Source organism: Williamsia sp. z71, from assembly GCF_059553375.1.
In genome coordinates, this window is the sequence record NZ_JCANWX010000004.1 from 285,316 (window position 1) to 311,138 (window position 25,823).

A 25,823-nucleotide genomic window follows, 5' to 3' on the forward strand; every position below is an offset into this window, starting at 1 on the left:
GTGGTGGATGAGAGACGAGAGATGAAGCCGGGGCGTTCGCGAACGCTCCCGGTGATGTTCTCCTCGCTCGGCGTCCGGAATTATCGGCTCTGGGCCGGCGGGCAGGTCGTTTCCCTGACCGGCACCTGGATGCAGCGCATCGCCCAGGACTGGCTGGTCCTCGAACTCTCCGGTGGCAGCGGGGTGGCCGTCGGCATCGTGATGGCGCTGCAGTTCGGCCCCACCGCCGTTCTGTCGCTGCCCGCCGGTGCACTCGCCGACCGGTTCGACAAGCGCAGGCTTCTCATCGGAACCCAGGTCGCGATGGCGCTGTGCGCGCTGATCCTCGGCGTGATCGACGTCAGCGGTGCCGCGACTCTGCCCATCGTCTACCTGCTGTCGTTCGCACTGGGGTGCATCTCCGCGATGGACGCCCCGATCCGGCAATCGTTCACGATCGAGATGGTCGGCCCCGAACAGCTGCCCAACGCGGTCGCACTGAACTCGCTGACGTTCAACACCGCCCGCATCATCGGCCCCGCGCTGGCCGGCCTGCTGATCATGCTCATCGACACCGGACCGGTGTTCCTGATCAACGCCGCCAGTTCAGCGGCTGTTCTGGCCGCACTCATGGCGATGCGCAGCAGCGAACTCGTGCGCGGCGCACGCGCGGTCACCGACCGCTCGATCCGCAGCGGTGTGCGCTACGTCCGCCGACATCGGCACCTCATGGTGATCCTGGCGACCATCTTCATGGTCTCGACGTTCGGCCTGAACTTCCCGCTGTCGCTGTCGTTGCTCACAGCCAACACCTTCGAGGGCACAGCCGGCGGTTACGGTCTGTTGGCGACCATGCTGGCGGTCGGCACCCTGGCCGGCGCACTGGTCGCGGCCAGACGCACCAAACCCGCGCGCCTGCGCCAGTTCTTTGCCGGCGCGATCGCCTTCGGAATCCTCGAGGTGGTGGTCGGGCTGATGCCCACCTTCACCCTGGTGGCCTTGATGCTGATACCGGTCGGCGTGGCGAACATCGCCTTCAGCACGGCCGCCATGAACATCATGCAACTGTCGGTCGACTCGGAGATGCGCGGTCGCGTGATGGGTATCTACATGCTCTGCTTCCTCGGCGGAACACCCATCGGGAGTCCACTGCTCGGCTGGCTGGCAGAGATCACCGACCCACGTATGCCACTGATCCTCGGCGGCATCATCAGCGCGATCTCGGCCATCGTCTGCGCCATCGTCCTTCTGAAGGTCACCCATCAGCGCCCCACGATCCAGCGCGGAAAACTGACTCTGTCCACCACCGAATCCGTCAGCTGAACCACGGCCGGACATCCAGGCCGGCATTCGCCTCCCACCGGCGCGGGTCTGGTGCCATCCTTGGCGGATGATCGATGTCGAACGGCCCAAACTCGAGGGCAACGTCGCGGTCGGCGCGCATCGACGCATCGGGATCGCCGAGTTCGGATCTGCCACCGGCCGAGCCGTCTTCTGGTTGCACGGCACCCCAGGTGCCCGGCGCCAGATCCCGATCGAAGCCCGGCGATATGCCGAGCGGGAGAACATCCGGATCATCGGTGTCGACCGTCCCGGCGTCGGATCGTCCACCCCGCACCGCTATGAGTCCGTGCATGCGTTCGCCGACGACTTGTCGACGATCGCCGACACCCTGGGCATCGACCGCTTTGCCGTGATCGGGCTGTCCGGTGGTGGCCCGTACGCGTTGGGCGTCGCCGAAGCCGTTCCCGAGCGTGTGGTGGTCACCGGCATCCTCGGCGGGGTCGCGCCGACCCGGGGACCGGAGGCGATCGGCGGCGGCGCGATGGAGTTCGGCAAGCTGCTCGCGCCGTTGCTTCCGACGCTCGGGATGCCGATCGGCCGGCTCCTGAGTTCGTTTTTCCGCGTGGCCCGCCCGGTGGCCGAACCCGCCATCGGACTCTACGGTCGGCTCTCCCCCGCGGCCGACCGTGAGCTGCTGCAACGTCCCGAGTTCAAAGCGATGTTCCTCGACGACCTCCTCAACGGCGGTCGCAAACAGATGGAAGCACCGTTCGCCGATGTTGTTGTGTTCTCCCGCGATTGGGGCTTCAACGTCAAAGACATCACCGGGCCGGTGCGGTGGTGGCACGGCGATCACGACCACATCATCCCGCACGCACACGGCGAGCACATGGTGGCTTTGCTGCCCGACGCCAAGCTCGTCACCATGGCCGGTGAGAGTCACCTCGGCGGCCTCGGCATGGCCGTCGACATCCTCGCCGAACTGATGAGCGTGTGGGATCAGCAGGCCGGGATCCTCATTCCCTGACGCCACTCGCCGTGGATCTGCGGGACGTACGCTGTTGTCGGGTCTCGATCAGATACCTCGACCGATCAGGGAGGCAACACGATGTCCGACTGGGTGCGCAAGATCAAGGAAGAAGCCAAGGAGTTCATCGCGTCCGCAGAGCAGGAACTGACCGTGCTCGAAGGTGTCGACGGAGTCGATCCGCTCGACCCCGTCCACGACGATGCAGACGAGGACAACCCGAAAGAGTCGGCCTGACCTCGCGATGAGTGGTGATTTTCGGCACGCTCGACGGTGATTTCGGCACGCTCGGCGGTTAGGTCGGGTACGGCAGGGTTTGTCCGCCGCGCTGGTCGAGCATCACCGTCATCACACCGATCTCCTCGGACTGCTCTTTGACCATGGCCGTTGCGGCCCGCCGGATCGCGGGATCGCCCGCCTCCTGGCCGGCGTGGGCCGCCATGTCGACGCCGCCCTGGTGATGACGGATCATCAACTGCAAGAACAGGATCTCCGCCTCGACACCCGTTGCGTCGTGCAAGGCGGTGAGCTCGTCGCCGGTGGCCGTCCCGGGCATCGCCGCCGGCGCAGTCCCGCTGTGGCCGTGGCCTTCCGGATTCATCCAGCTCATCGTCTGATCACTCTGCAACGGCGCGTCGAGGATCTGTAGCCAACCGGTCATCTGCCCGATCTCCCGCCATTGGGCGGCCCTGATCTGATTCACCAGCCCGCGGACGTCGGGTGAACTGTCCACCGACAGCATGTCGGCCATCATGAGGGCCTGCTGGTGATGCGCCGACATGTCCTGGGCGAAGCCGATGTCGACGGCGGTTGCCGCCGCCTGGTCCGCAGCGGTGTCGTCGCCGGGGCTGATGGCCAGTCCGATCCCCAGCCCGATGATCAACGTGATCACCAGGGCCGACGCGGGCCACCACCAGTGGCGAAGTGTGGACTCGGTCACCGCGGCGGATACACCGAGGGATCCAGCTGCAAGGTCATGAACCCATTGTCCATGCACGTCACCCACAGTTGGTCACCGTGGAACTCCGGGGGCGACAGACACCAATCAGCCGAGAGGTCTCCGCCGACCAGTCGGCTCTGATCGTTGATGATCCCGCCGATCGGCGCCTGCCCCTGCAGCACCGCCCGGGCAACGGCGAGCGTGCCGATGATGGGCGGAGCGGCAATCGATCCCAGCAACGCATGCATCGAATTGGTCAACTGCCAATGCTTGCCCACCTGGGCCGGCGGATTGAAGTAGGCGATCTCGGAGAAGTGGTCGGGGTCGCTGATGTCGAACACCCGGATTCCCGACTGGATCCAGCCGCAGGCCATCGCGGTCGGATCCACCGGACGGTCGATGGAACAGTAGTGCGCGTCGTAACCGAACGCCCCGTTCGACGTGGTGCTCTGCGCCCAGCGATCCGCGTTTTCCGGCAGGTTGATCGCGAGCTTGATCGCGTTACGCTGCTTGAGATTTGACGAGTTGCGCGCATCGAACAGTTTCACCCCACCGGATCCACCCTCGTCGACGCTGAACACATGGGGGCGACCGTCGTAGCTGGCATAGATGGAGTGCTGGGTGATCTGACCGTCCGCCCACAGCTTCTCGCCGATGTGGGGCATCAGCTGCGCGACGATCGTTCTGGGCTTTCGGTTCTGCACCGCCGACACGTCGATCACCGTGATACCCAACAGATTCGACAGATAGAGCGTGTTGCCGTCCGGGGAGAAGCCCATGCCGTGCGCCTCGATACCCGTTATCCCCGACCAGACGACCATCGGATTCCGCGGATCGGTGAGGTCGACGGCACTGAGGTATCCCGGAGCGATACCGGATGCCCAGTAGGTGTTGCCGTCCGGCGAGAAATCTCCCTCGTGCGTGGTGATCGGCATCGGCATCGGCAGCTGTGACCCGGTACCGGTGTTGAGCAGACGTGGATGAGCACAGTCCTGCGAGATGTCATAGACCGAGATGTAGCCCGCGCCTTCGAGTATCGCGACGCCGGTACCGACGAGGAGTCCGCGTTCTTTGTTGACCTTCAACGATTCCCACGTGCCCCCGACCATCGCCGGTTCGGTCAGGACCTCACTGCGGACCGGTGCAGCGGGATCTGAGGCATCGATGACCTGCACGCCCGCGTTCGGGCCGAGGTAGTTCGTCGGAAAGGTCGATCCGGTGTACGAGCAGTGCTCATAGGTGGCACTGACGATGCCGGCGCCCTGACCCTGATATTGCCCGATCAGGTCGACGTTGCAGTTGTAGCCCTCGCTGCTGCGCCCGGATTTTCGGTCGGCGAGCGGGACTTCGCCCTGAATCCCGGTCTCGATCCGGTCACCCTCGCGACATGAGGCCGGCGCGACAGCCGTCGGCCAGACATCGGTGAGGTCGTTGTACCCCGGCGGCGCGGTGGCCACCGCCGGACCGGCCACAGCCATGCTTGCCAACACCACCGACACCGTCACCACGACACGACTGACTGCGCGAACCAATTTCGCCGACACAGTGTCCCCCTCCGGACGCACCACATTGTGCTGTCGCGGACAGTACCGCCCGACGGCCCACCGAAGGCGGGGTTTGCCGATTCCGGCGTCAGTCGATGACGGGCAGGCTGTTGGCCAACGCCATGAGTTCGTCCACCGTGGTCCCGGTGTCCACCGCCCCGAGTTCGATGTAGACGCCGGGGTGGGAATCGACGGTCAATCCGATCCACTTCGTGTCGCCGACCGGATCGCCCACCACCGCCCGACCGCCCTGCCAGGTGGTACTGCGGACATCGGTCCACCCTCGGATCTCAGTCATCCGCGACTCGAGTTGTTCCGGGCTCACATAGAAATCCGTCCAGAGGTCGTACTCGGTGCCGTCGACCTCGAGCGCACACCGGAAGCCGCCCTTGATGAACGGTTCACCCGAACCGTCACGGTCGGGCCCTTCCTCGGGAGGAAGGGCATCGAACCTGGTCTCACACATCATCGCGTTCCAGCCCGGCTCCGACGGAGCAGCAGGAAGCAGTTCGACGAGTTCGGCCGCCGGCTGTGCGAGCAGACCCCACCCTGCGCCGACCTCGACGGTGGCCGGGGCACTGGGCTTCGATACCCGGCCATTGTCGTCGACCGCACGGACCGAGTACTCGACCGACGTCGAACCATCCGGCGCCAGAGCGGAGACGTCGACGAACTCGCGATCCGAACCCGAGTACACAACCTCGGCGCCGCGGCTCAGCAAGAACGACTCGGCATCGGAATCCGCCGACCACGACACCTTCACCACGCCACCCTCCTGGGCGGCCGCAAGACCGGACGGCTCGGCGACGTCCCCGGCACCCCGGACAAAATAGGTGAGCGCCAGAGCGAGAACCAGCGCCACCACCGCACCGACCACCAACAGTGGCCACGCCCAGCGCTTCACAGCGGGAGCTCGTCGAGTACGGCCGCGGCGTCGGCGTTCTTGCCGCTGTCCACGGTGACCGACACGTCGTAGGCGCCGAGGTCGGGGTTGTCGAAAGCAAAGATCAACGTGCCCGCCCATTCGCTGGTGGGCTCATCGCCCTGGTAGAGCAACCCGGTGGAGCCCTGTTCGGTGGTGACCGTCGCCGTCTGCAGGTTGAGGCTGTCGAGATACTCATCCCGGGCCTGTTGGGACTCGAACTCCCGCAGGCGCACCGAATATTCACCCTCCGTCGAACCGCACAGGATGGTGCCGACTTTGGGGACATCGGTGTCGACCGAGCCGACGCCACCCCAGCACGCCTCCTCGGTGAACGTGTCGGTCGACAGCGGGCTCGGACCGACGATGTCCGGAAACGCGCCCGCCAGCTCCTCGACTCCGTGCCAGCGCTGTGTCACCACGACGTCACCACTGGCCGGACCATAAGGTGAGGCGTCGCGGTCACCGGAACGGGCCGAGACCGAATACGTGTAGGTGCCGGGTAGTGGTACCGGCTGCGCATACCGGGGTTCGCTGCCGACGTAGATGATCGTTTCCCCTTGGCGCAATATGTATTCGGAGGCGTTGTCGACGGCGGGCCAGCTGATGTCCACCGTGCTCTCACCGACTTCGGCGGTGGGCCGTCCCGGCGTGGCAAGTGCATCACCACCCCCGAACACCAACAGTCCCAACACAACTCCGACAACAGCGGCCAGGGCCACGATCGGGCCGGCCATCACTGCAGCCCGCCGGAACCATGGTGGCCTTCGTGCCGGACCGCCGGGTCCGGCGGCAAACGGGACGAAACCCGAACCCGGAGGCCCTCCCGGCGGTGGCGTGCCCTGGTGGTGAAATGGCGACGAAGGGGTACCGACCGGTGGCCCACCCTGATATCCCGGGCCCCCACCGGAATTGCCCGGATACGACTGGTAGGGACTCGACTGGTAGGGATTCGACTGGGGCCGAGCCGGATTGACCGACGGCGGATACGTGATTGCGGCTGTCGCCGGGACCGCGCCGTGACGGCTCGCGTGGGACGGACCCGGTGGCGGCGGCGCCACCGTCCCCGGGATCGGCGCAAAGGCGTGCTGGGTCCGTGTGCTCTGCTGTGCCCCGCCACCCTGCAACGCCGTTTGCGCGGCCTCGGCGAGTTCACGCCCGGAGTCGAATCGGTCGGCGGGCTTCTTGGCCATGGCGCGGGCGATCACCGCAGCCATGGCCGCCGGGACCGCAGGATTGGCAACCGCCGGATTCGGCGGCGGGGTGAACATGTGGGCAGCCATCAGCCCCTGACTCGTCGGGGCGTCGAACGGCGCTGTGGCCGTGAGGAGTTCGTAGAGGCTGCAACCCAGGGCGTAGATGTCGGCGTGGTGGTCGATCTCCTCGCCGCCCACCTGTTCGGGGGCGCTGTACCGCAGCGTTCCCACCGTCATCCCGACCGAGGTCAGACTGCTGTCGGTTTCCTGCGCCATCCGCGCGATCCCGAAATCGGTGAGTTTCACCGCATCCGGGTTCATCGGATCGGTGCCGGGTGTGATCAGGATGTTGCCCGGCTTGACGTCTCGATGGAGTAGCCCTTTGCGATGCGCGTAGTCCAGACCCTCGGCGACCTTCGCGACGATCGTCACCGCCAGACGGGGGTGCAGCGGACCGCCCGCCAGCATCTGGGCTGCATCAGTGCCCGGGACGAACTCCATCGCGATCCACAACTGGCCATCGTGCGTGCCGCGATCGAGCACGTTCACCAGGTTGGGGTGGCTCAGCGGAGCGACCAGGTCGGCTTCCCGCTCGAACCGCGCCCGGGTGTCGGGATCGCTGCCATAGGTGTTGTTGAGCAATTTGATCGCGTCGGCGCGCGGGAGTCGCGGGTGCTGGGCCTTGTACACCTCGCCCATTCCGCCGCGGCCGATCAGCTCGAGAATCTGATAGCCACCGATGTGAGACCCGATCGCCACACTCATAGCCACTCGACCTTTCTCGTCACCCGCCGGCGGCGAGATGCGGTTGATGGTATCGAGCACCGCCGACGGCACACCAGGACTCGAGCAGCTATTAATCCGTCTGATCGATCACCGGATAATTTCCCCGCCCGGCCGATTGAGCACATACGCTCACTCCATGAAATTTGTCGGGTCCCGGTTGCTCGTCGGCGCCGCAGTGGCCGGGGCGTCGCTGCTGACCACACCGGCGGCCGCTCTGGCCGAGACCCAGGCGAACACCACCTGCACGGCCGACGCGCAGCGCGCCGGGGCCCAGGCGTACATCGCCGCACTCATCGATCCGGCACTCGCCTACGACGTGCCGCTGGCCGAGGACGTCATCCGCTTCGAGAACGGACTGCAGACCGGTTTCTCCGGCGAATTCATGAAGGCGGAGCTCGCCGCCCACCTGCAGTACGGCGGTATCACCGGGATCGGGGATGCGATCTGGACCCAGCACGGCAATCTGGTCCGGACGGTGTACGCCCTCGACTACGGTTTCGCCGGACGCAACCTCGCGGTCGCCACCGTCGACGAGACATTCGCCTTCGATGACCACTGTCAGATCCGTCGTATCGACGCCACCATCGCCGTCCGCCCGGCCTGACGCGGCCGGTCGGTCCGACACAAGAGATAGAGGAGTAGATGGGGCAGTTCACCAGAGCCGAACTCGAATCGGAGTTCAGCAAGTTCAAGGCGGTCAATGATGAGGTGGCGATCACCTCGGACTGGAATCGCTGGGCCGATCAGTTCACCGAGGACGCCGACTACGTCGAACACGCCCTGGGCACGTTCAAGGGGCGTGAGGAGATCCGGGCGTGGGTGAACAAGACCATGGGACGCTTCCCCGGCAACCACATGGTCGGATACATCTCGCTGTGGCACGTGGTCGACCCGGACACTGCTCGCGTGATCTGTGAGATCGACAACCCGATGTGCGACCCGGGAGACGGCAGCGTCTTCACGGCCACCAACATCACGATCCTGACCTACGGCGGCGAGGGACTCTGGGCAAAAGAAGAGGACATCTACAACCCCGCAGAGTTTGCCCAGGCGGCCAAAGCCTGGTGCAATAGGGCGCAGGAGCTGGGAAACCTCACCGAAGAGGCTTCTGAATGGCTCATCAAGTTCGGTAAATATCTCTGAGAAACCCCGCGTTAGCTGCACCACATTTCGACAATGCCGGTAACAGCGGCCCGCGCGGGCACGACGCCCAGAGGTACCGAAAACAACTGGTGTGGCGCCGCTTTTCACCGGCCGAGCGCGCCGCGCAACAACTTGGGTGACGGCATCACGATCCCGTACCCTGAAGCCTTACAGCCGAGCCCTTCCTGGAGGAATATCTGATGGCACGCGAGTTGACCCAACTTGAGCTACTGAAGGAACTGTCACCGGCGGCCGAAGAAAACGTCAACCGCCACCTGCGTACGACGAGGGATTGGCATCCCCACGACTATGTGCCGTGGGATGAAGGCCAGAACTTCGCCGCTCTCGGTGGCGTCGACTGGGATCCCGAGCAGTCACGACTCGACGAGGTCGCCAAGGCCGCGATGGTCACCAACCTGCTGACCGAGGACAACCTGCCGTCCTACCACCGCGAGATCGCCGAGAACTTCTCGATGGACGACGCGTGGGGCCACTGGGTCGGCCGTTGGACCGCGGAAGAGAACCGGCACGGCATCGTGATGCGCGACTACCTCGTGGTCACCCGCGGTGTCGATCCCGTGGCCCTCGAAGAGGCCCGCATGATCCACATGACCAACGGCTACTCCCCGCTGCAGGCCGCCGGCGACCGCGCCGACGAGCTGGGCGAAGAGGCTGCCGGCATCCTGCGATCGGTCGCGTACGTGACGTTCCAGGAACTCGCGACCCGCGTCTCGCACCGCAACACCGGCAAGGCCTGCAACGATCCGATCGCCGACCGGATGCTGCAGCGCATCGCCGCCGACGAGAACCTGCACATGGTCTTCTACCGCAACATCTGCGGCGCTGCCCTCGATCTGGTCCCCGATCAGACGATGAAGGCGATCTACGAGATCGTGTCCAACTTCCAGATGCCCGGCGCCGGTATGCCCAACTTCCGCCGCAACGGTGTCCTGATGGCCAAGCACGGCATCTACGACCTGCGTCAGCATCTCGAAGAGGTCGTCCAGCCCGTGCTGCGCAAGTGGAACATCTTCGAGCGCGACGACTTCGGCCCGGAGGGCGAGAAGATCCGCGAAGATCTCGCCGCCTTCCTGCAGAAGCTCGAAGCCGACACCCTCAAGTTCGAAGAGATGCGTGATCGTTCGCTGGCGCGTGAAGCCGCCAAGCGCGAAAAAGCCGCTGCCGCCTCCTAAACAGAAAACACTGCGCTGACCGCTCTACTGACTGAGACGAACACCCCGGCCCTGCGGATCGGGTCCATCGAGCTGTCCAGCCCGGTGGTCCTGGCCCCGATGGCCGGGGTGACCAATGTTGCCTTCCGCACGTTGTGCCGCGAACTCGAACTCGCCCGCACGGGCACCGTCGCCGGACTTTACGTCTGCGAAATGGTCACCGCGCGCGCCCTGGTCGAGCGGCACCCCGTCACGATGCACATGACCACGTTCGGCCCGGAGGAAAACCCCAGGTCGATGCAGCTGTACACGGTCGATCCGGAGTACACCTACGCCGCGGCGAAGATGATCGTCGACGAGAACCTCGCCGACCACATCGACATGAACTTCGGCTGCCCGGTCCCCAAGGTCACCCGTAAGGGTGGCGGTTCGGCGATTCCGTACAAACGCCGCCTGTTCGCGAACATCGTCGCCGCTGCGGTCCGCGCCACCGAGGGCACCGATGTCCCGGTCACGGTCAAGTTCCGGGTCGGCATCGACGAAGACCACCACACACACCTCGACGCCGGCCGTATCGCCGCCGCCGAGGGCGCGAAAGCTGTTGCGTTGCATGCACGTACCGCATCGCAGCGGTACTCGGGCAATGCCGACTGGAACCAGATCTCGCGCCTCAAGGAACACGTCACCGATGTTCCGGTGCTCGGCAACGGCGACATCTTCGAACCCGCCGATGCCACCCGGATGATGTACGAGACCGGTTGCGACGGCGTGGTGATCGGTCGCGGCTGCCTCGGCCGCCCGTGGCTGTTCGCCGAACTCAGTGCCGAATTGAACGGCACTCCTGCCCCGGTGGCCCCAAATCTCGGTGAAGTGGCGCAGATCATTGTCCGGCACGGACAACTGCTCGCCGATCATCACGGCGAGTTCAAAGGCATGCGGGAGATCCGCAAGCACGTCGCCTGGTACCTCCGCGGCTTCCCCGTGGGTTCGGAGCTGCGGCGCCAGATGGCGTTGGTCGAGACCGTGACCCAACTGGCCGATCTGGTGGGGCAATTGCCCGCTGACGTGCCGTTCCCCGACGATGCACACGGTCCACGCGGCCGCCAGGGTTCACCCTCGGCGGTGGCACTGCCCGACGGCTGGCTCGACGACCCCGACGACGAGGCGGTCCCGGCCGGGGCCGAGGTCATGCATTCGGGCGGCTGAACCCGCCCCATCCCGACGATCCCGTTCACGAACTCGAGATCCATGCTGTCGCATATCGGCATGCCGCACGGCACATTCTCATCCCTCACATAGGGATGCGACCGTTTTGATCAGTATTATCGAGTCGGCGCCGTGCCCGCTGAGCGATCAGCCGGGCCTGAGATACAGCCCGGCGCCCAGATGGCTGAAGGAACATGGGTGAGCGACGACGAACTCCGGGCACGTGCGTCCGAGGAACGCCGCAATGAGATTCGCCGCCAGCTCGGCGCGCCCTCTGACGAGGTGTTGCGGGAGCCGACCAGCCGCGGGTTGACCGAGGGTGCCCGCAATCGGCTGACCGTCCGCGAGCTGCTCAACCGGATGAATGCCGCGGCCGCGTCCGACGCCGCGGAACCCGGTGACACCCCTGAGAGCGCCCCACCGCCACCGCAGAACACCGACCATCCCGCTCCCCCGGCGAATCCACCCCCGTCGACCACATCCACCCCCCGGCGTCCCCGCCGGGTGGGCCCGGCCGAGGCACCGACCGAGCAGATCGTCGGCCCCGGGGAGCCCCCGTACGCCGAGGCCGAGGCGAACACCGAGGTCATCCCCGCCGCGTCCGACGCCGCGGTCACCGAGTACATCGCGCCGATCAGCGCTTCGGCCCGGGTCCCGGATCCGGCTGCCGACGAGCCCGCGCCCAGGGTGCCGCGAGCGGTCAGTTCCGATACCGGTACCGCCTCCCGCCGGCGCGACACACCTGCCGAGCCCCGCGACCACAGGCACCTGATACATCGCGCCACCGTGGGTGGCCGGATCCTCATCGCTCTCGCCTGCGTGATGGCGTTGCTCGGCACGGGCGCGGTGTGGGGATATCAGAAGGTCAAGGACGGCAACTGGAACACCGTCGACGCGGTGAACCCCGACAACGAGCAGATCCGCGACAAACAGCTGCAGACCGGCGACGAGACCTACCTGATCGTCGGTACCGACACCCGCGCCGGACAGAACGGCACCGTCGGCGCCGGCGACAGCGCTGATTTCGGGGGCATCGCCCGCTCGGACACCGTCATCATGGTGAACATCCCGGCCGACCGTAGCCGCGTCGTCGCCGTGTCATTTCCGCGTGATCTGCAGGTCGACCGGCCCGAATGCGCCGCCTGGAACAACGAGGACGGCGAATACACCTCCGACGAGATCCCCGCGGCGACCGGCATGAAGCTCAACAGCGTGTACGGCGACGGTGGTCCGAAGTGTCTGGTCGACACCCTCACCTCCATGACCGGCCTGAACATCAACCACTTCATCGCCATGGATTTCTACGGCTTCGAGCAGGTGGTCAACAAGATCGGCGGCGTCGAGGTCTGCTCGACAACGCCGCTGAAGGACTACGAGCTCGGCACCATCCTCGCCAAACCCGGCAAGAAGACGCTGAAGGGCGCCAAAGCGCTGGACTACGTGCGGGCCCGCAACATCGAAACCGAGGGCAACGGTGACTACGGACGCATCAAACGGCAGCAACTGTTCATGTCGTCGCTGCTGCGCGGAGCGCTGTCGAGCCAGGTCCTGACCAACCCGAGCACGCTCAACGGAATCATCGACACCTTCATCAAATACAGCTATGTCGATCAGGTCAACACCGACAACCTCGTCGAACTGGGGCAATCGATGCAGGGCCTCGACGCGGGCCGGGTGACCTTCCTGACGGTGCCCACCTCGGGGACCGCCGAGGACGGGTCGGGCAACGAGATCCCCCGGCTCGACGACATCGACGCCATCTTCAACGCGATCATCAACGACTTGCCGCTCCCCGGTGAAAAGTCCGAGACACCGGAATCGGGCACCCCGGCTCCCGCCCCGGCGACCACCACGCCCAAGCCCGCCGAGTTGACGGTCACCGCGCTCTCGCCGTACTCCGTTTCGCTACGCGTCCTCAACGGGACCGGCACCAGTGGAATCGCCGCCGAAACCGCCAACGATCTGGCCAATTTCGGCTTCCAGATCTACGGCGTCGCCGATGCCTCCGAAAACCGCACCGACACGGTCGTGCGGTACGCCACCGGCGAAAGGGAATCCGCGGCGACGGTCGCCCAGATGTTCCCCGGTGCCTCGATCCAGGCGGATTCCACGGTCAGCTCAGGCATCGAGGTCATCCTGGGCAGCGATTTCTCGGGCGCCCTGGACGACGCACCGGCCGAAGGTGCGCAGGTCAGCGTCCGGGAACTGGCCCGGGACTCCAGTCCCGACGAACTCCCCAACGACCTCACGGTGACCAACGCGGGCGACGCCACCTGCACGTGATGAGCGCCTCCGGGTCCGGAGTACACGGCAGCCGTTCATTTGCAGTTCACCACCTGACAACCATTTGCCCTGTTTGTGGCAGTACGGTGGGCATATGCGGAGTGCGTACATTGAGCAGATGGCAGAACTCAACGGAGTTCTGGGACAGATGTGTGAGTTGGCCGGGATCGCGATGGAGCGGTCCACCGAGGCCTTGCTACAAGGTGACCTGGCCGTCGCCGAAGAGGTCATCGGTGCCCACGAACAGCTGACGACCCTGTCGACCACGGCCGAGGAACGCGCTTTCGCCATCCTGGCCCTACAGGCACCGGTGGCCGGCGACCTGCGGGCGATCGTCAGCGGCTTCCAGATCGTCGCCGACATCGAGCGGATGGGTGCGTTGGCGCTGCACGTCGCGAAGGTTGCGCGCCGGCGTCACCCGGCCAAGGCTCTCCCGGACGAGGTCAACGGCTACTTCGCCGAAATGGGACGGCTGGCCGTGGCCATGGCGTCCAGCGCGCGTGAGGTCCTCAACAACCAGAACCCCGAAGACGCATTGAAACTGCAGGACGACGACGATGCGATGGATGATCTGCACCGGCATCTGTTCACCGTGCTGATGGATCGCGACTGGCAATACGGCGTTGCCGCTGCCGTCGACGTCACGCTGCTCGGCCGCTATTACGAGCGCTTCTCCGACCACGCGGTCCTCATCGGCCGCCGGGTGGTCTTCCAGGCGACCGGCCAGACCCCGGAGCAGTTCTCCGAGGTCTGACACTCAACAACCGTCAGCGGCCGGCGATCTCGGCGATACGATCGGCGAGTTCGGCCGCGGTACGGAATCTGTCGCCATGCGGTGCAAGGCATTCCGACACCAGGTCCCGCTCGGCCGCCGAGAGCGCAGCGCTGAGCACGGGCTTGGTCGACTGCACTGTCCGGATGGCCACCAACGGTTGCATGTCCGGGAGCTCTCCGTAAAGCCCCTCCCCGGTCAGCGTCCGATGGATAGTCGCTCCCAGCGCCCACAGATCCGTTGCCCGCGAAGGTGTCTGACCGACCAGCATATCGGGATCGGCGAACTCCAACGTCGCCGACGATCCGACCCCGCTGACTGCCGTCGCGGCGGTGATCACCCGGGCCAGACCCAGCGCACTGAGTACACCCACCGGCCCGTCCTCGTCGCCGCCGATCAGGACGTTGCCGGGCTTGATGTCACCGTGGACCAGGCCCGCCTCGTGCATGTCGTGTGCGCCACGTGCGGCGCCTTCGAGTATCGCCAGCGCCTGTTCACGCCGCAGCGGCATGGCCGGCGCCGTCATCGAACCGCCCGCCAGATAGGCCATCGAGTACATGAACTGATCACCCAATGCCGCCTCGTACACCCGGAGCAGGTGCGACGAGCGCACGTCTGAGAATGTTCGGAGTTCACGGACGCCACGATGGAACGCGTCCTCACCCACCGGGTTCGAAAAGACTTTCAGCGCAACGTGTTCGACGTCGAGCGCGAGGCGGTCCGGGGCCTGCGCGAGGTAACAGACACCGTGACTGCCCGCACCGAGCGCACGAACGATCCGATAGTCCGCGATCGCCACAGGCGATCTGCGCGCATCGGATCCCGACCGCGGATCAACGTACATCGCTCACCCTCCCGTGCGGCGACTCGAACAGCAACGATCGGCTACCCACCCGCAATTGCGAACCCGGGTAGAGCACTGCCTCCTGGCCACGTCGCAACGTGATCCAACCCGGCGCTCGCGGGTGCCGCACATAGGTGCCGTTGACCGAACCGGCATCGATCACCCGCACCTCCCAATCAACGAGGCGCAGTTCACAATGCGCGCGCGACATCGATCCGGAGGTGTCATTGATCCGGATCGGGTCCAACGGCCCGATCCCACCGGCTGCCACACCGCCACGCCCGGCGACCATCGGTTCCGGATCACGGCCGATCAACAGATCCCCGGCCACGATGTAGGTGGACCCGTCGTCGATCACCAACAGCCCCAACGGCGGTCGGGGACCCTGCACCAACGCCCCGGTGTGCCGGTCGATCCGGATACCGCAGCGGGTGCACACCGGAAGCCGCGGATCGTTGATATGCCCGTTCGCACAGAGCAACCCGTGGATCTGCAGCTTCTGCTCACGTGCCGACACACGCGAGTTGTCGACCTTGACGGGACGGTTGGCGACGTCGGTCGGCGCCGAGGACAACACGGAATCCAACACGTCCTGGGGTGGGACCAACGTCGGTTCGGCCACCCCGCGCCGGGATCCGGCGGGCCGGCGGGGACCGCCGACGATGGGGAGCGGACTGCGGGCGCTGTGCGTCGCCCCTTCGACATCGTCGAGCCGAACGGCCAACATCGGTGGGAACAGAGGTGTTTCGGCGTCGCTCCCGGTGGCCCCGACCATCAGCGGAGTCGACTCCGGCGCATCGGCGATCGCTGCGGTCTGCGGGGTCAGGTATACCGCGCTGTCGGTCGACGGTGACGCCGACGGCCACAGGATCATCCCGGCGCCCGGGGCGGCGCCCTTCTCGAGGGAGAAGATGTGGGACGGCGCGATCCCGGAGGCTCCGATGGGACCACCGGAGAGCGGGTCGGTCTCGTCGATCGTGATCGCCACCGCATGGAGGCTGCGGGGATAACTGCGCTGAACCAGGAATCCGGAGTCCACCCCGCGAACAACCTCGGGGGACGCGAGTTCGGTGAGGTACATCCGCGCGGTCGCAGCGCCGTAGACGAATACCTCGAGCCCACCGCGGGAATCGGTCGAGATCACCGCGAAGTCGGGGCTGCTGTCCTCGTTGGCCAGCAGCCATTTCGTCAGTGCCCGCAGCCGAGAACCTTCCCGGGCACCCGATTCGGACGACGGCTCGGTGGCAATGCGCGCAAGATCGGTCAGTGTCGCACTGGTTTTGGTCGGATCGGCGTCGATGAGAAGCAATGAGGGCCCGCGCCGGAGGGCGATGCCACGGCCAGGCAGCACGCTGACCGGATGTTTGACCGTCACTTTCCCATCATCACCCATGCCGCCGGAATTCCGGCCGTTCGAGGCCCCGGCGACAGTCGATCGGACTAGCCGAAACGACCGGAGATGTAATCCTCTGTGGCCCGTTGCCCTGGATTGGAGAACATCGTCTCCGTATCGCTGACCTCGATCAGCTGACCGGGCTGACCGACACCGGCCAGATTGAAGAATGCCGTCTGATCACTGACCCGTGCAGCCTGCTGCATGTTGTGGGTGACGATGACGATGGTGAAGTCCTTCTTGAGCTCGTTGATCAGCTCTTCGATGGCCAGCGTCGAAATCGGGTCGAGGGCCGAGCAGGGCTCGTCCATCAACAGCACCTCGGGCGACACCGCAATGGCGCGCGCGATGCACAGACGCTGCTGCTGACCGCCGGACAGGCTGCCACCGGGCTTGTCGAGACGGTCTTTGACCTCTTCCCAGAGGTTCGCGCCACGCAGGCTGCGCTCGGCGACCTCGTCGAGCTTCTTCTTGTCCCGCAGGCCCTGCAGTCGCAGACCGGCCACCACGTTGTCCTTGATGGACATCGTCGGGAACGGATTGGGCCGCTGGAACACCATGCCGATGGTCGAACGCACCGACACCGGGTCGATGCTCTTGCTGTAGATGTCCTCGCCGTCGAGCAACACCTTGCCCTCGACGCGGGCACCGGGGGTGACCTCATGCATCCGGTTGAGCGTGCGCAGCACCGTCGACTTGCCACAACCGGACGGACCGATGAATGCGGTGATGCAGCGCGGCGGCACCTCCAGGCTCACGTCCTTGACCGCGTGGAAGGCGCTGTAGTAGATGTTCAGGTCTTTGATATCGAGGCGCTTTGCCATGGATTGAGTTTCTTTCGTTCGCTACCGGGCCGGGGCGTCGGGAGTGGGGTTCGCGTCAGAACTTCTTGGGCGAGAACACCTTGGAGACGAGCTTGGCGCCGAAGTACACGATCGCCACCAGGATCACCAGCGTCAACGCTGCGCCCCACACCGTGTCGAACGCGCCGGGACCGTTGTTGTACTGCTGCACCATCATCAGGGGCAGCGACTGTTGATTACCGTCGAATGGGTTGGTGTTGAGCACCTTTGTCGACCCGACCAGGATCAGGACCGGCGCCGACTCGCCCATCACCCGGGCTATCGCCAGCATCACGCCGGTGACGATCCCCGACAGTGCGGTGGGCAGAACGATCAGGGCGATCGTCTTCCACTTGGGCACGCCGAGGGCGTAGGACGCCTCCCTCAGATCTTGCGGGACGACCTTGAGCATTTCCTCTGTCGCTCTGACCACGATCGGTGCCATCAGCAGCACCAGCGCCAGGGCGACCACGAAACCCGAACGTGGCAGCCCGAACGTGGTGCGCCACACCGCGTAGACGAACAGCGCGGCCACGATGGAGGGCACACCCGAGAGGATGTCGACCATGAAGGTGGTGATCCGCGCGAGCAGCGAATTGTTGCCGTACTCGACCAGGTAGATCGCCACGAAGATGCCGATCGGGATCGCGATGACGGCGGCCAGCGCGGTCTGCTGGAGCGTTCCGACGATCGCATTGAGCGCGCCACCCCGCAGTTCCGACTTCTGCCACCACTGCGCGTCGAGGATGGTCGACAGCCCACGGGAGAGCAGGGTCCAGACCAACCAGGCCAACGGGATCATGGCGATGACAACCGCTGCGGTGACCAGCACCGCGGCACCCTTGTCGCCGATCTTGCGGCTTCTCTTGACCGGCGTGAAGCCCGAGGGTGTGCGTTTGACCGGTGCAGTGCTCGCGTCGAGTGTGGTCATGTCACTTCGCCTTCTTTCCGCTGATGACAGCCCGTGCTGCAGAGTTCACGACGAAGGTCAGAACGAACAGCGCGAGGCCGGCGGCGATGTAGGCACCGGTCTTGGACGGTGAATCGAACTCGGCCGCGTTGTTGGCGATCTTGGTGGCGAAGGTCTCGCCGCTCTCCATGAGGTTGAAGTCGATCGGTCCCGCGGTCGAGATGATGAGCAGCAACGCCATCGTCTCGCCGAGGGCGCGTCCCAGACCGAGCATCGATCCGCTGATGTAACCGGAGAATCCGAACGGGATCACCGCCACCCGGACGACCTCGAACTTGGTCGCGCCCAGTGCCAGCGCGGCTTCACGGTGGCCGACCGGCGTCTGAACGAACACCTCACGGGTCACCGAGGTGATGATCGGCAGAATCATCACCGCCAGGACGATGCCTGCGGTGAGCATCGTTCCACCGGTCGACATGTTGGTGACCTGTGACGGCTCCTGGAAGAACGGCATGAAGCCGAGGTTGCCCACGAGCCATTCGTTGACCGGCACCAGGGCCGGCCCCAGGACCAGGATGCCCCACAGGCCGTAGACGATCGACGGCACCGCCGCGAGCAGATCGATCACGTAAGCAATCGGGCTGACCAGCCGTTTGGGTGCGTACTCGGTGAGGAAGATCGAGATTCCCAGCGCGATCGGCATGGCCAGCACCAACGCGATGATCGAGACCACCAACGTCGAGTAGAGCAGACCCAGGATGCCGAACCGCATGTCCCCGGGCTCTGTGGTCCACGGACCCGAGTAGGTGAAGAAGTTCTCTTCGTTGTCGAGCATGGAGGGGACCGCCTGGACCACCAGGAAGAGCGCGATCAGTCCGATGATCACCGAGATGAAGATGCCGGATCCCACCGACAGGGTCCGGAAGATCCGGTCGCCCAATCGAATCGCCGAACCGCCGGTCTTGAACTCGGACCCGTCGGGTTCTGTCGGCCCACCGCCACCGGTGGTGGTACCGGGTTGAGTCGTCGAGGAGCTCATAAGCCCTTTCGCCCTCGTCGTGTCGTCAGTCTCTGTCATCGACCCTCTACCGCTTCTTGTATACGGTCTCCCTCGCTAGGCGATCAGGCCAGTGCGTCGATGGTCGACTGCAGTTTAGCTTTGTACTCATCGGGCAGAGGTGTGTAGCCGAGCTCTGCCAGTCCGTCCTGACCGTCGTCGAGGATGGTGGTGAACGCATCCTTGAGGGTCGTCGAGATGTCACCTTCGTAGCCTGCGGAGCAGACGATCGAGTACGGCGTCAGCAGCAGCGGGTACGCACCCGGCTCCTTCAGTGAGTACAGCGCGTCGGTGTCGACGATCAGGTCCTTGGACGTGGGGTCCTTGAACTCGACCGCGTCGAGTGCCTTGGCGGACGTGTCACCGTTGAGCTCGGTGGCACCGACACCGAAGTCGATCTGCGCGATACCCAGACCGTTCTCCTCGGCGAATCCCCACTCGACGTACGTCACCGAGCCGGGGGTCTTCTTGACCGTGTCACCGACCCCGGTCGATTTGGCGGCGCCCGAGCCGCCCTGTCCCAGGAAGGTCTTGTCGTGCTCGTACGGCCAGGCCTGCGGCGCCGCACTCTGCAGGAAGCGCTGGAAGTTGTCGGTGGTGCCCGAACTGTCGCTGCGGTGCACCGGAACGATGGGGGTGGCGGGCAGTTCGACGCCCGGGTTCAGGGCCGCGATCTCCGGCGCGTTCCACGTGGTGATCTTCGAGTCGAAGATGCCGGCGAGCACAGTCGGGTCGAGAACGAGCCCCTCGACGCCGGGCAGGTTGTAGCCGATGGCGACCGGTCCGGCCACCATCGGGATGTGCCAGGCGTCGTTTCCGCCGCAGCGCGTCTTCGCCTCGGCGATCTCCTCGCCCTTCAGTGGGGAGTCCGAGCCGGCGAAGTCGACGTCGCTGCTCAAGAACTTGGAAACCCCGTCGCCTGAACCCGAACCGGTGTAGTTCAGCACGATGCCACCGTTGTCGGCGACGACGACCTGGAAATGCTCCATCGCCTTCTGCTGCGCGGTCGATCCCTCACCGCTGACGGTGCCACCGTCCCCCTCGCTGCCACACGCGGACAACACCAGAGCAGTGACCGCGGCCGCGCTGACGAGCGCAGCACTTGACTTCATTCTCAACGAAGACTCCTCCATGGACTTTCCGTGACATCTCGCGATTCGAGCCGCCATCCGACGCCTAAAGCGTCCCTGTTGAAAGCTAGAGGTCCGTCATGTCTGGATCGCCTACGTGTGGTGAACCGCAGATGAATACAACATCGGCCTTCGCAATGGCTCACGCAGGGGAAATTCGAGGTGTCCACCCACTGTTCACCTTCGTGCCACCTGCGGTGGCGAACAGATGTCCACCGGACACCCGATGGTCGGATCAGCCGTAGGCCACATCGCTCGCGTATTGCCCGAATCCGAGCTTGCCGTAGGTGTTCAGCGCAGCCGTGTTGTCGCCCTCGACGTAGAGTTCTACCTCGTCGACGCCCTGGTCGGCGAGGTAGTGCAGACCCGCCAGGGTGAGCAGGCGGCCGAGCCCACGGCCTTGCGCGGCGGCGTCGACTCCGACGATGTAGACCTCGCCCAGCGATGGCGAGTGAATCTTGGTCCAGTGGAATCCGAGCAGCCGGTGCGGGTCTGCGGCATCGAATGCCAGGAACAACCCGGCCGGATCGAACCATGCCGCGCCCGTACGTTCATCGATCTGCTGCGAGCCCCAACCACCCTGTTCCGGATGCCAGGCGAAGGCCACATTGTTGACGCGAATGATCTCGGCGTCATCGGATGGTCCGGCGTATGTCCGGAGCACCACATCGTCGGGGACGACCAGTTCCGGCAAGGCCGGATTCGGCAGTGGCCGGCGCAACTGCAGCAGCTGTCGCCGCGCAGTCAGCCCGGAAGCCGCGGCCAGTGCCCGGGCCGCAGGCAGATCGCCGTGGGCCCAGACCCGGACGTCACCGGTGATCCGGTTTCGCGTCTCATCGAGCAACGCCCTGCCGTGTCCCCGGCGACGGTGGTCCGGGTCGACCACCAATTCGATGACTGCGGGTTCGTCGTCGCGGGCCGGTGTCACATTTGCGTAGCCGACGATTTGATCGTCGTCCTCGACGGTGACCTCGACGACACCGGGACGACCGACACCTTTGACGGCCTGCTCACCCAACGGCGCGACTCCGTCGACGGCGGTCGCGGCGTCGAGAATTTCTGTGATTCGCCCGATGAACTCCGGGCTGCCCGGTTCAGCTCCCATTGGTGCTGGAACTGTACTCCGCGTCTGGGAAGTCGACCTCGTCGGAATCGACTAGATCTTCCAATTCGCTTCCGTCCGTGGCACTTCCGTTCGCGTCCGGGGTACGTCCGCCACGGCTGGGCCGCACGGCCTTGTAACCGACGTTGCGCACCGTACCGATCAGCGCCTCGTGCTCGGCACCGAGCTTTGCGCGGAGCCGTCGGACGTGGACGTCGACGGTTCGGGTGCCGCCGAAGAAGTCGTAGCCCCATACCTCTTGCAGCAGCTGCGCACGGGTGAAGACCCGGCCGGCGTTCTGCGCGAGGTACTTCAGCAACTCGAACTCTTTGTAGGTCAGATCCAGGGGACGACCACGCAACCGTGCGGTGTACGTCCCTTCGTCGATGACCAGGTCACCGAGGGTGACCTTGCCACTGGCTTCTTCGGCGGTGACGCCGCGACTGCGAACCACCAGCAGGCGAAGTCGCGCGTCCAGTTCGGCCGGACCTGTTGCCGGCAACAGGAAATCGTCAAGACCCCACTCCGAGTTCACGGCCACCAGGCCGCCCTCGGTCAACACAGCAACGACGGGCACCGATGAACCCGTACTCCCCAGCAGCCGGCACAGACCGCGTGCGGCCGCCAGATCAGAACGCGCATCCACGATGGCTACATCTGCATTGCCTGCTTCCATCAACGAGGACACCTCGGTGGGTGCTACGCGGACGGTGTGAGCCAGCAGTGACAACGACGGCAGTACGGACTCAGGGGTGGGATCGGCTGTCAGTAACAAGAGATCCACAAACCACTCCGATCTCGAAGGTACGTATTTATGTACGCTGCCTTACCAACGTGTGCGAGACAGATGTCAGAATAGCGCCATATCGGTCCCTGCCCGTTAACAAGTCCCCTCTAAACAAATGAGCGGCGACCGGCGGCCACGGTGGACCCGGGGTCAAAGTCCACCTAACGAAGGGTTTCGGTGCGCAAACTGCTGGCCGGCGTACTGATCGTCGTCCTCGCCGCGGTCGGTATCGACTTCGCCGCCGCCGCCTACGCGGAACGCCACTATTCGCTGGCCCTCCGATCCGCCTCGGACCTGGAGTTCGACCCCGAGGTGACGATCACCGGTTTCCCCTTCATCGCCGCCGCAACGCGCGACGAGTATGAGCGCATCGGTATCACCGCCAGGGGCACTGACCTGGGCAATGGCCGTCGCGGGGACCTCCGCTCCAACCTGTCCGGCGTCAACCGGATCGGTGGCGCGTGGCTGATCGGGGCGATGACGCAGTTGCGGGTCGACAAGGTGAGCGGGTCGTTGAAGATCGACTCGGTGAACCTGGGCCGATTCCTTGGTTTCGACGACCTGACCGTCAACACTCCGGCACCCGACGACAAGGCCGGGGGTGGCGGACCCGGTGACGGCATCCTTTCTGCCAGCTCAGGCGTAATTCTGACCGCGACGGTCAATTTGCCAAATCCGGGTAATCTCGGTCACATTCGAGATGCCGACCGCGAAAGAGTCAGCGTTGCCGTCGATCTGTCGATCCATCGCGGCGCCTTGCGCATCGATGCGACCGGCCTCTACTCCGGCTCCGCCGAGCACGTCGACTCCGATGTCTCGCCCGAGCAGCTGCCGGCCGTCCTGGCCCAGTTCTCCCGGACACTTCCCGTCCTCCCGCTCCCCTGGTCGCTGCCTGCAGCGTCGGTGGCGACACAGGGCAGTGACGTAGTTCTCTCCGCCGATCCGAAACCGCTGGTGGTGACCGCGGCCGAGTTTTGGCAAGGGTCCTGAAACCCCGGACACGGAGCGAAGCGGAGCTGAACCAACCCCGGACACGGAGCGAAGCGGAGCTGGACCAACCCCGGACACGGAGCGAAGCGGAGCTGGACCGAAGTGGGTTGCATGACTGCGGTAGTCTGGCGCTCATGCAACTGGGCCGTGAGTTGATGCTCACACGTCGCCGGGCGATCGACTTCTGTCGTATCGCCAACTGTTGCTGTCTGAGCCGGTAGTCGACGGGCTTTTCACAGCATTCTTCTGTGCCCCGTATGCCGGTGCCCCCTGGTCAGCCATCTGTGCTGTTCCCAGGCGATCACCTCACGTCACCAGCTATGCCAGATCTCTATCGATCACCGATTCAAACCTGGACGCAATACCCCTCTACGAAAGGAAAACCATGGCTCGCTCCGATGTCCTGGTCAGCGCTGATTGGGCTGAGCAGAACCTGAAGGCCGACAAGACCGTCTTCATCGAGGTCGACGAAGACACCTCGGCCTACGAAGGCGGCCACATCGAAGGCGCCATCCGCCTGGATTGGCGCAAGGACCTGCAGGACGGCGTTCGTCGCGACTTCCTGAACCGGGAGCAGTTCTCCGAACTCCTCTCGGCCAAAGGCGTTTCCAACGACGACACCGTTGTGCTCTACGGCGGCAACAACAACTGGTTCGCCGCATACGCCTACTGGTACTTCAAGCTGTATGGCCACAAGGACGTCAAGCTGATCGACGGCGGCCGCAAGAAGTGGGAACTCGACGGCCGCGAGCTGTCGAAGGACGAGGTCACCCGTTCGGCCACGACCTACAAGGCCGAAGAGCCCGACACCAGCATCCGCGCCTTCCGCGACGAGGTCATCAACGCCATCGGCAACAAGAACCTCGTCGACGTGCGTAGCCCGGATGAGTTCTCCGGCAAGATCCTCGCGCCGGCCCACCTCCCGCAGGAGCAGGCTCAGCAGCGGGGTCACATCCCCGGAGCCATCAACATCCCGTGGAGCTCCACCGCCAACGAGGACGGCACCTTCAAGTCCGACGAAGATCTGGCAAAGCTTTACGCCGACAAGGGATTCGACGAGTCCAAGGAAACCATCGCTTACTGCCGTATCGGCGAGCGCTCAAGCCACACCTGGTTTGTGCTCGATCAGATCCTCGGTAAGAAGAATGTCAAGAACTACGACGGCAGCTGGGTCGAATACGGCTCACTTGTCGGCGCCCCGATCGAGCTGGGAGAGAACAAGTAATCATGTGTGCTGCGCCTAAACAAGGACAGAATCTGCCCGCCGGTGTCGATACCGAAAAAGAGACCGTGTTGACCGGACAGGTGCTCGACACCGACGGCAACCCGGTGGCCGGCGCCTTCGTGCGTCTGCTCGACGGAACCGGCGAGTTCACCGCCGAAGTTGTTGCCAGCGGTACCGGCGACTTCCGATTCTTCGCCGCCCCCGGCACCTGGACGCTGCGTGCGCTGTCGTCCACCGGCAACGGCGACGTCATCGTGAAGCCCGAAGGTGCCGGCGTGCACGAGCAGAACGTGACCGTCAGCAAGTAAGAGCCTCGGCTCTGGCGAAGGCCCGGTTCACCTTTCGAGGTGGACCGGGCCGTCGTGCTTTCCGACGCCCCGGCCACGTGAATGCCTTGGCCGCGTACGCCCGCGGAGAAGGTCACGTCTCCGCTGGATGAGCACCGTCGCAAAAGTGAGGCAATCCCCACACGCACAGCGTTTCGGCGGGCGCTAGAATACTCAGGTGGTCATCTTCTTCGAAGCGTTGTTGGTACTGGCGAGCCTCCTGATCGTCTGGTTCGGCCTTTATGTGCTCTACCGGCTGGTCACAGACGAATCGTGACCCGTTCCGGCAACGAGGCGGTCAATCAGGCCGCCATCAAGGCTCAGGAGACCGGGACCCGGAACATTCCGGCGCTGCCCGATCTGCCGCTGCCCGCCGACACCGCCAACCTCCGCCAGGGCCCGGATCTTCATCCGGGCTTGCTGGCGTTGTTGCCGTTGGTCGGTGTCTGGCGCGGTGAAGGCGAAGGCAATCACCCCGAAACCGGTGACTACCGGTTCGGCCAGCAGATCATCGTCAGCCACGACGGCCAGAACTACCTCAACTGGGAATCCCGCTCATGGGTCATCGCGGAGGACAGCGATGAGGTCACGCCCGACTTCCGCGAATCGGGCTTCTGGCGCATCGGTGACGACGACGTCATCGAGCTGCTCCTGACCCACGCCGAGGGATGGATCGAACTCTTCTACGGCCACCCTCTGAACCAGACGAGCTGGGAGTTGGCCACCGACGTGGTGATCAAATCCGCCTCCGGCTATCAGGCCGGCGGTGCCAAGCGTCTCTACGGCCTGGTGGAAGACGGCGGCCTGGCGTACGTCGAGGAGCGCGTCGACAGCGACGGCGACCTGGTTCCCCGCGCATCCGCAAAGCTCACCCGCTACGTCGGCTAGAACGAGGTAGACCCCCACACCACCCACTGGAAAGCGGGCATCCGACCAGGACGAGGCCGGGGGTGCGGGGGCCGG

Annotated in this window: 25 protein-coding genes; 13 read left to right on the forward strand and 12 right to left on the reverse strand. The window is 65.0% G+C overall.

Annotated features, from left to right (window positions below):
- Positions 1 to 54 precede the first annotated feature (54 nt).
- From AC51GR_RS12060 to AC51GR_RS12070, 3 genes are all read left to right on the forward strand, one after another.
- Positions 55 to 1,302 (forward strand): MFS transporter, encoded by a 1,248-nt coding sequence (locus AC51GR_RS12060; RefSeq protein WP_496325055.1) that lies wholly within the window; start codon positions 55 to 57, stop codon positions 1,300 to 1,302.
- A gap of 67 nt (positions 1,303 to 1,369) precedes the next feature.
- Positions 1,370 to 2,290, forward strand: coding sequence for an alpha/beta fold hydrolase (locus tag AC51GR_RS12065; protein ID WP_496324879.1), 921 nt, complete (start codon positions 1,370 to 1,372; stop codon positions 2,288 to 2,290).
- An 81-nt stretch (positions 2,291 to 2,371) separates the two neighbouring features.
- Positions 2,372 to 2,527, forward strand: a complete 156-nt coding sequence (locus AC51GR_RS12070; RefSeq protein WP_496324880.1) for a hypothetical protein — start codon at positions 2,372 to 2,374, stop codon at positions 2,525 to 2,527.
- 58 nt (positions 2,528 to 2,585) lie between these two features.
- Here the strand turns inward: AC51GR_RS12070 and AC51GR_RS12075 are convergent, their stop codons facing one another.
- The 4 genes from AC51GR_RS12075 to AC51GR_RS12090 all read right to left on the reverse strand — a co-directional run bounded on the left by AC51GR_RS12075 (position 2,586) and on the right by AC51GR_RS12090 (position 7,657).
- Positions 2,586 to 3,230 (reverse strand): DUF305 domain-containing protein, encoded by a 645-nt coding sequence (locus AC51GR_RS12075; protein ID WP_496324881.1) that lies wholly within the window; start codon positions 3,228 to 3,230, stop codon positions 2,586 to 2,588.
- The gene (locus AC51GR_RS12080) at positions 3,227 to 4,708 is read right to left on the reverse strand and encodes an LVIVD repeat-containing protein (protein WP_496325056.1); all 1,482 of its coding nucleotides are present in this window, start codon (positions 4,706 to 4,708) and stop codon (positions 3,227 to 3,229) included. Before AC51GR_RS12080 ends, AC51GR_RS12075 begins: the two co-directional genes overlap by 4 nt.
- 154 nt (positions 4,709 to 4,862) lie before the next feature.
- Positions 4,863 to 5,678: a hypothetical protein gene (locus AC51GR_RS12085; RefSeq protein ID WP_496324882.1), complete on the reverse strand. Its 816-nt coding sequence runs from the start codon at positions 5,676 to 5,678 to the stop codon at positions 4,863 to 4,865.
- Entirely contained in the window at positions 5,675 to 7,657 is a 1,983-nt protein-coding gene (locus tag AC51GR_RS12090) for a serine/threonine-protein kinase (protein ID WP_496324883.1), read from the reverse strand. The genes AC51GR_RS12085 and AC51GR_RS12090 overlap by 4 nt, the downstream gene beginning before the upstream one ends.
- Positions 7,658 to 7,814: 157 nt before the next feature.
- On the opposite strand from AC51GR_RS12090, the gene AC51GR_RS12095 reads away from it, so the two are divergent.
- The 6 genes from AC51GR_RS12095 to phoU all read left to right on the forward strand — a co-directional run bounded on the left by AC51GR_RS12095 (position 7,815) and on the right by phoU (position 14,236).
- Positions 7,815 to 8,282, forward strand: a complete 468-nt coding sequence (locus AC51GR_RS12095) for a DUF8021 domain-containing protein (RefSeq protein WP_496324884.1) — start codon at positions 7,815 to 7,817, stop codon at positions 8,280 to 8,282.
- A 38-nt stretch (positions 8,283 to 8,320) separates the two neighbouring features.
- Positions 8,321 to 8,821 (forward strand): nuclear transport factor 2 family protein, encoded by a 501-nt coding sequence (locus AC51GR_RS12100; RefSeq protein WP_496324885.1) that lies wholly within the window; start codon positions 8,321 to 8,323, stop codon positions 8,819 to 8,821.
- A 200-nt stretch (positions 8,822 to 9,021) separates the two neighbouring features.
- Positions 9,022 to 10,014 (forward strand): acyl-ACP desaturase, encoded by a 993-nt coding sequence (locus AC51GR_RS12105; protein WP_496324886.1) that lies wholly within the window; start codon positions 9,022 to 9,024, stop codon positions 10,012 to 10,014.
- Between the two features lie 27 nt (positions 10,015 to 10,041).
- Positions 10,042 to 11,199 carry a tRNA dihydrouridine synthase DusB gene (gene dusB / locus AC51GR_RS12110; RefSeq protein WP_496325057.1) on the forward strand — a complete coding sequence of 386 codons (1,158 nt, stop codon included), beginning with the start codon at positions 10,042 to 10,044 and terminating at the stop codon, positions 11,197 to 11,199.
- 198 nt (positions 11,200 to 11,397) lie between these two features.
- The gene (locus tag AC51GR_RS12115; protein WP_496324887.1) at positions 11,398 to 13,482 is read left to right on the forward strand and encodes an LCP family protein; all 2,085 of its coding nucleotides are present in this window, start codon (positions 11,398 to 11,400) and stop codon (positions 13,480 to 13,482) included.
- 94 nt (positions 13,483 to 13,576) lie between these two features.
- Positions 13,577 to 14,236: a phosphate signaling complex protein PhoU gene (gene phoU / locus AC51GR_RS12120; protein WP_496324888.1), complete on the forward strand. Its 660-nt coding sequence runs from the start codon at positions 13,577 to 13,579 to the stop codon at positions 14,234 to 14,236.
- A 13-nt stretch (positions 14,237 to 14,249) separates the two neighbouring features.
- On the opposite strand, the gene AC51GR_RS12125 is transcribed toward phoU, so the two are convergent.
- The 8 genes from AC51GR_RS12125 to AC51GR_RS12160 all read right to left on the reverse strand — a co-directional run bounded on the left by AC51GR_RS12125 (position 14,250) and on the right by AC51GR_RS12160 (position 22,316).
- Complete coding sequence (locus AC51GR_RS12125) at positions 14,250 to 15,098, reverse strand: protein kinase domain-containing protein (RefSeq protein WP_496324889.1); 849 nt, start codon at positions 15,096 to 15,098, stop codon at positions 14,250 to 14,252.
- Complete coding sequence (locus AC51GR_RS12130) at positions 15,088 to 16,473, reverse strand: FHA domain-containing protein (RefSeq protein ID WP_496324890.1); 1,386 nt, start codon at positions 16,471 to 16,473, stop codon at positions 15,088 to 15,090. Before AC51GR_RS12130 ends, AC51GR_RS12125 begins: the two co-directional genes overlap by 11 nt.
- Positions 16,474 to 16,538: 65 nt before the next feature.
- Positions 16,539 to 17,315 (reverse strand): phosphate ABC transporter ATP-binding protein PstB, encoded by a 777-nt coding sequence (gene pstB / locus AC51GR_RS12135; RefSeq protein ID WP_496324891.1) that lies wholly within the window; start codon positions 17,313 to 17,315, stop codon positions 16,539 to 16,541.
- 55 nt (positions 17,316 to 17,370) lie between these two features.
- The gene (pstA, locus tag AC51GR_RS12140; RefSeq protein WP_496324892.1) at positions 17,371 to 18,264 is read right to left on the reverse strand and encodes a phosphate ABC transporter permease PstA; all 894 of its coding nucleotides are present in this window, start codon (positions 18,262 to 18,264) and stop codon (positions 17,371 to 17,373) included.
- A gap of 1 nt (position 18,265) precedes the next feature.
- Positions 18,266 to 19,282: a phosphate ABC transporter permease subunit PstC gene (gene pstC / locus AC51GR_RS12145; RefSeq protein WP_496324893.1), complete on the reverse strand. Its 1,017-nt coding sequence runs from the start codon at positions 19,280 to 19,282 to the stop codon at positions 18,266 to 18,268.
- Between the two features lie 83 nt (positions 19,283 to 19,365).
- Positions 19,366 to 20,418, reverse strand: coding sequence for a phosphate ABC transporter substrate-binding protein PstS (pstS, locus tag AC51GR_RS12150; RefSeq protein ID WP_496324894.1), 1,053 nt, complete (start codon positions 20,416 to 20,418; stop codon positions 19,366 to 19,368).
- 247 nt (positions 20,419 to 20,665) lie between these two features.
- A complete protein-coding gene (gene mshD, locus AC51GR_RS12155; protein WP_496324895.1) occupies positions 20,666 to 21,535 on the reverse strand; it encodes a mycothiol synthase in 870 nt (289 codons plus the stop codon).
- Complete coding sequence (locus tag AC51GR_RS12160) at positions 21,525 to 22,316, reverse strand: winged helix-turn-helix transcriptional regulator (protein WP_496324896.1); 792 nt, start codon at positions 22,314 to 22,316, stop codon at positions 21,525 to 21,527. Before AC51GR_RS12160 ends, mshD begins: the two co-directional genes overlap by 11 nt.
- A 180-nt stretch (positions 22,317 to 22,496) precedes the next feature.
- Here AC51GR_RS12160 and AC51GR_RS12165 point away from each other — a divergent pair, with 180 nt between their 5' ends.
- The 4 genes from AC51GR_RS12165 to AC51GR_RS12180 all read left to right on the forward strand — a co-directional run bounded on the left by AC51GR_RS12165 (position 22,497) and on the right by AC51GR_RS12180 (position 25,748).
- Entirely contained in the window at positions 22,497 to 23,309 is an 813-nt protein-coding gene (locus tag AC51GR_RS12165; RefSeq protein ID WP_496324897.1) for an LmeA family phospholipid-binding protein, read from the forward strand.
- Positions 23,310 to 23,694: 385 nt separating this feature from the next.
- Positions 23,695 to 24,534, forward strand: coding sequence for a sulfurtransferase (locus tag AC51GR_RS12170; protein WP_496324898.1), 840 nt, complete (start codon positions 23,695 to 23,697; stop codon positions 24,532 to 24,534).
- Between the two features lie 2 nt (positions 24,535 to 24,536).
- Positions 24,537 to 24,842 (forward strand): DUF1416 domain-containing protein, encoded by a 306-nt coding sequence (locus tag AC51GR_RS12175; protein WP_482140700.1) that lies wholly within the window; start codon positions 24,537 to 24,539, stop codon positions 24,840 to 24,842.
- Between the two features lie 291 nt (positions 24,843 to 25,133).
- Complete coding sequence (locus AC51GR_RS12180) at positions 25,134 to 25,748, forward strand: heme-binding beta-barrel domain-containing protein (protein ID WP_496324899.1); 615 nt, start codon at positions 25,134 to 25,136, stop codon at positions 25,746 to 25,748.
- Positions 25,749 to 25,823: the final 75 nt, after the last annotated feature.

Bases quoted from the DNA above. Each gene is read 5' to 3' on its own strand.
- AC51GR_RS12095 (WP_496324884.1), top strand. From the start codon at position 7,815: ATGAAATTTGTCGGGTCCCGGTTGCTCGTCGGCGCCGCAGTGGCCGGG.
- AC51GR_RS12090 (WP_496324883.1), bottom strand. From the start codon at position 7,657: ATGAGTGTGGCGATCGGGTCTCACATCGGTGGCTATCAGATTCTCGAG.
- AC51GR_RS12170 (WP_496324898.1), top strand. From the start codon at position 23,695: ATGGCTCGCTCCGATGTCCTGGTCAGCGCTGATTGGGCTGAGCAGAAC.
- pstC (WP_496324893.1), bottom strand. From the start codon at position 19,282: ATGAGCTCCTCGACGACTCAACCCGGTACCACCACCGGTGGCGGTGGG.
- AC51GR_RS12065 (WP_496324879.1), top strand. From the start codon at position 1,370: ATGATCGATGTCGAACGGCCCAAACTCGAGGGCAACGTCGCGGTCGGC.
- AC51GR_RS12080 (WP_496325056.1), bottom strand. From the start codon at position 4,708: ATGGCTGTGGCCGGTCCGGCGGTGGCCACCGCGCCGCCGGGGTACAAC.
- AC51GR_RS12105 (WP_496324886.1), top strand. From the start codon at position 9,022: ATGGCACGCGAGTTGACCCAACTTGAGCTACTGAAGGAACTGTCACCG.
- AC51GR_RS12175 (WP_482140700.1), top strand. From the start codon at position 24,537: ATGTGTGCTGCGCCTAAACAAGGACAGAATCTGCCCGCCGGTGTCGAT.
- pstA (WP_496324892.1), bottom strand. From the start codon at position 18,264: ATGACCACACTCGACGCGAGCACTGCACCGGTCAAACGCACACCCTCG.
- AC51GR_RS12100 (WP_496324885.1), top strand. From the start codon at position 8,321: ATGGGGCAGTTCACCAGAGCCGAACTCGAATCGGAGTTCAGCAAGTTC.
- AC51GR_RS12070 (WP_496324880.1), top strand. From the start codon at position 2,372: ATGTCCGACTGGGTGCGCAAGATCAAGGAAGAAGCCAAGGAGTTCATC.
- pstB (WP_496324891.1), bottom strand. From the start codon at position 17,315: ATGGCAAAGCGCCTCGATATCAAAGACCTGAACATCTACTACAGCGCC.
- phoU (WP_496324888.1), top strand. From the start codon at position 13,577: ATGCGGAGTGCGTACATTGAGCAGATGGCAGAACTCAACGGAGTTCTG.
- AC51GR_RS12060 (WP_496325055.1), top strand. From the start codon at position 55: ATGTTCTCCTCGCTCGGCGTCCGGAATTATCGGCTCTGGGCCGGCGGG.
- mshD (WP_496324895.1), bottom strand. From the start codon at position 21,535: ATGGGAGCTGAACCGGGCAGCCCGGAGTTCATCGGGCGAATCACAGAA.
- AC51GR_RS12125 (WP_496324889.1), bottom strand. From the start codon at position 15,098: ATGTACGTTGATCCGCGGTCGGGATCCGATGCGCGCAGATCGCCTGTG.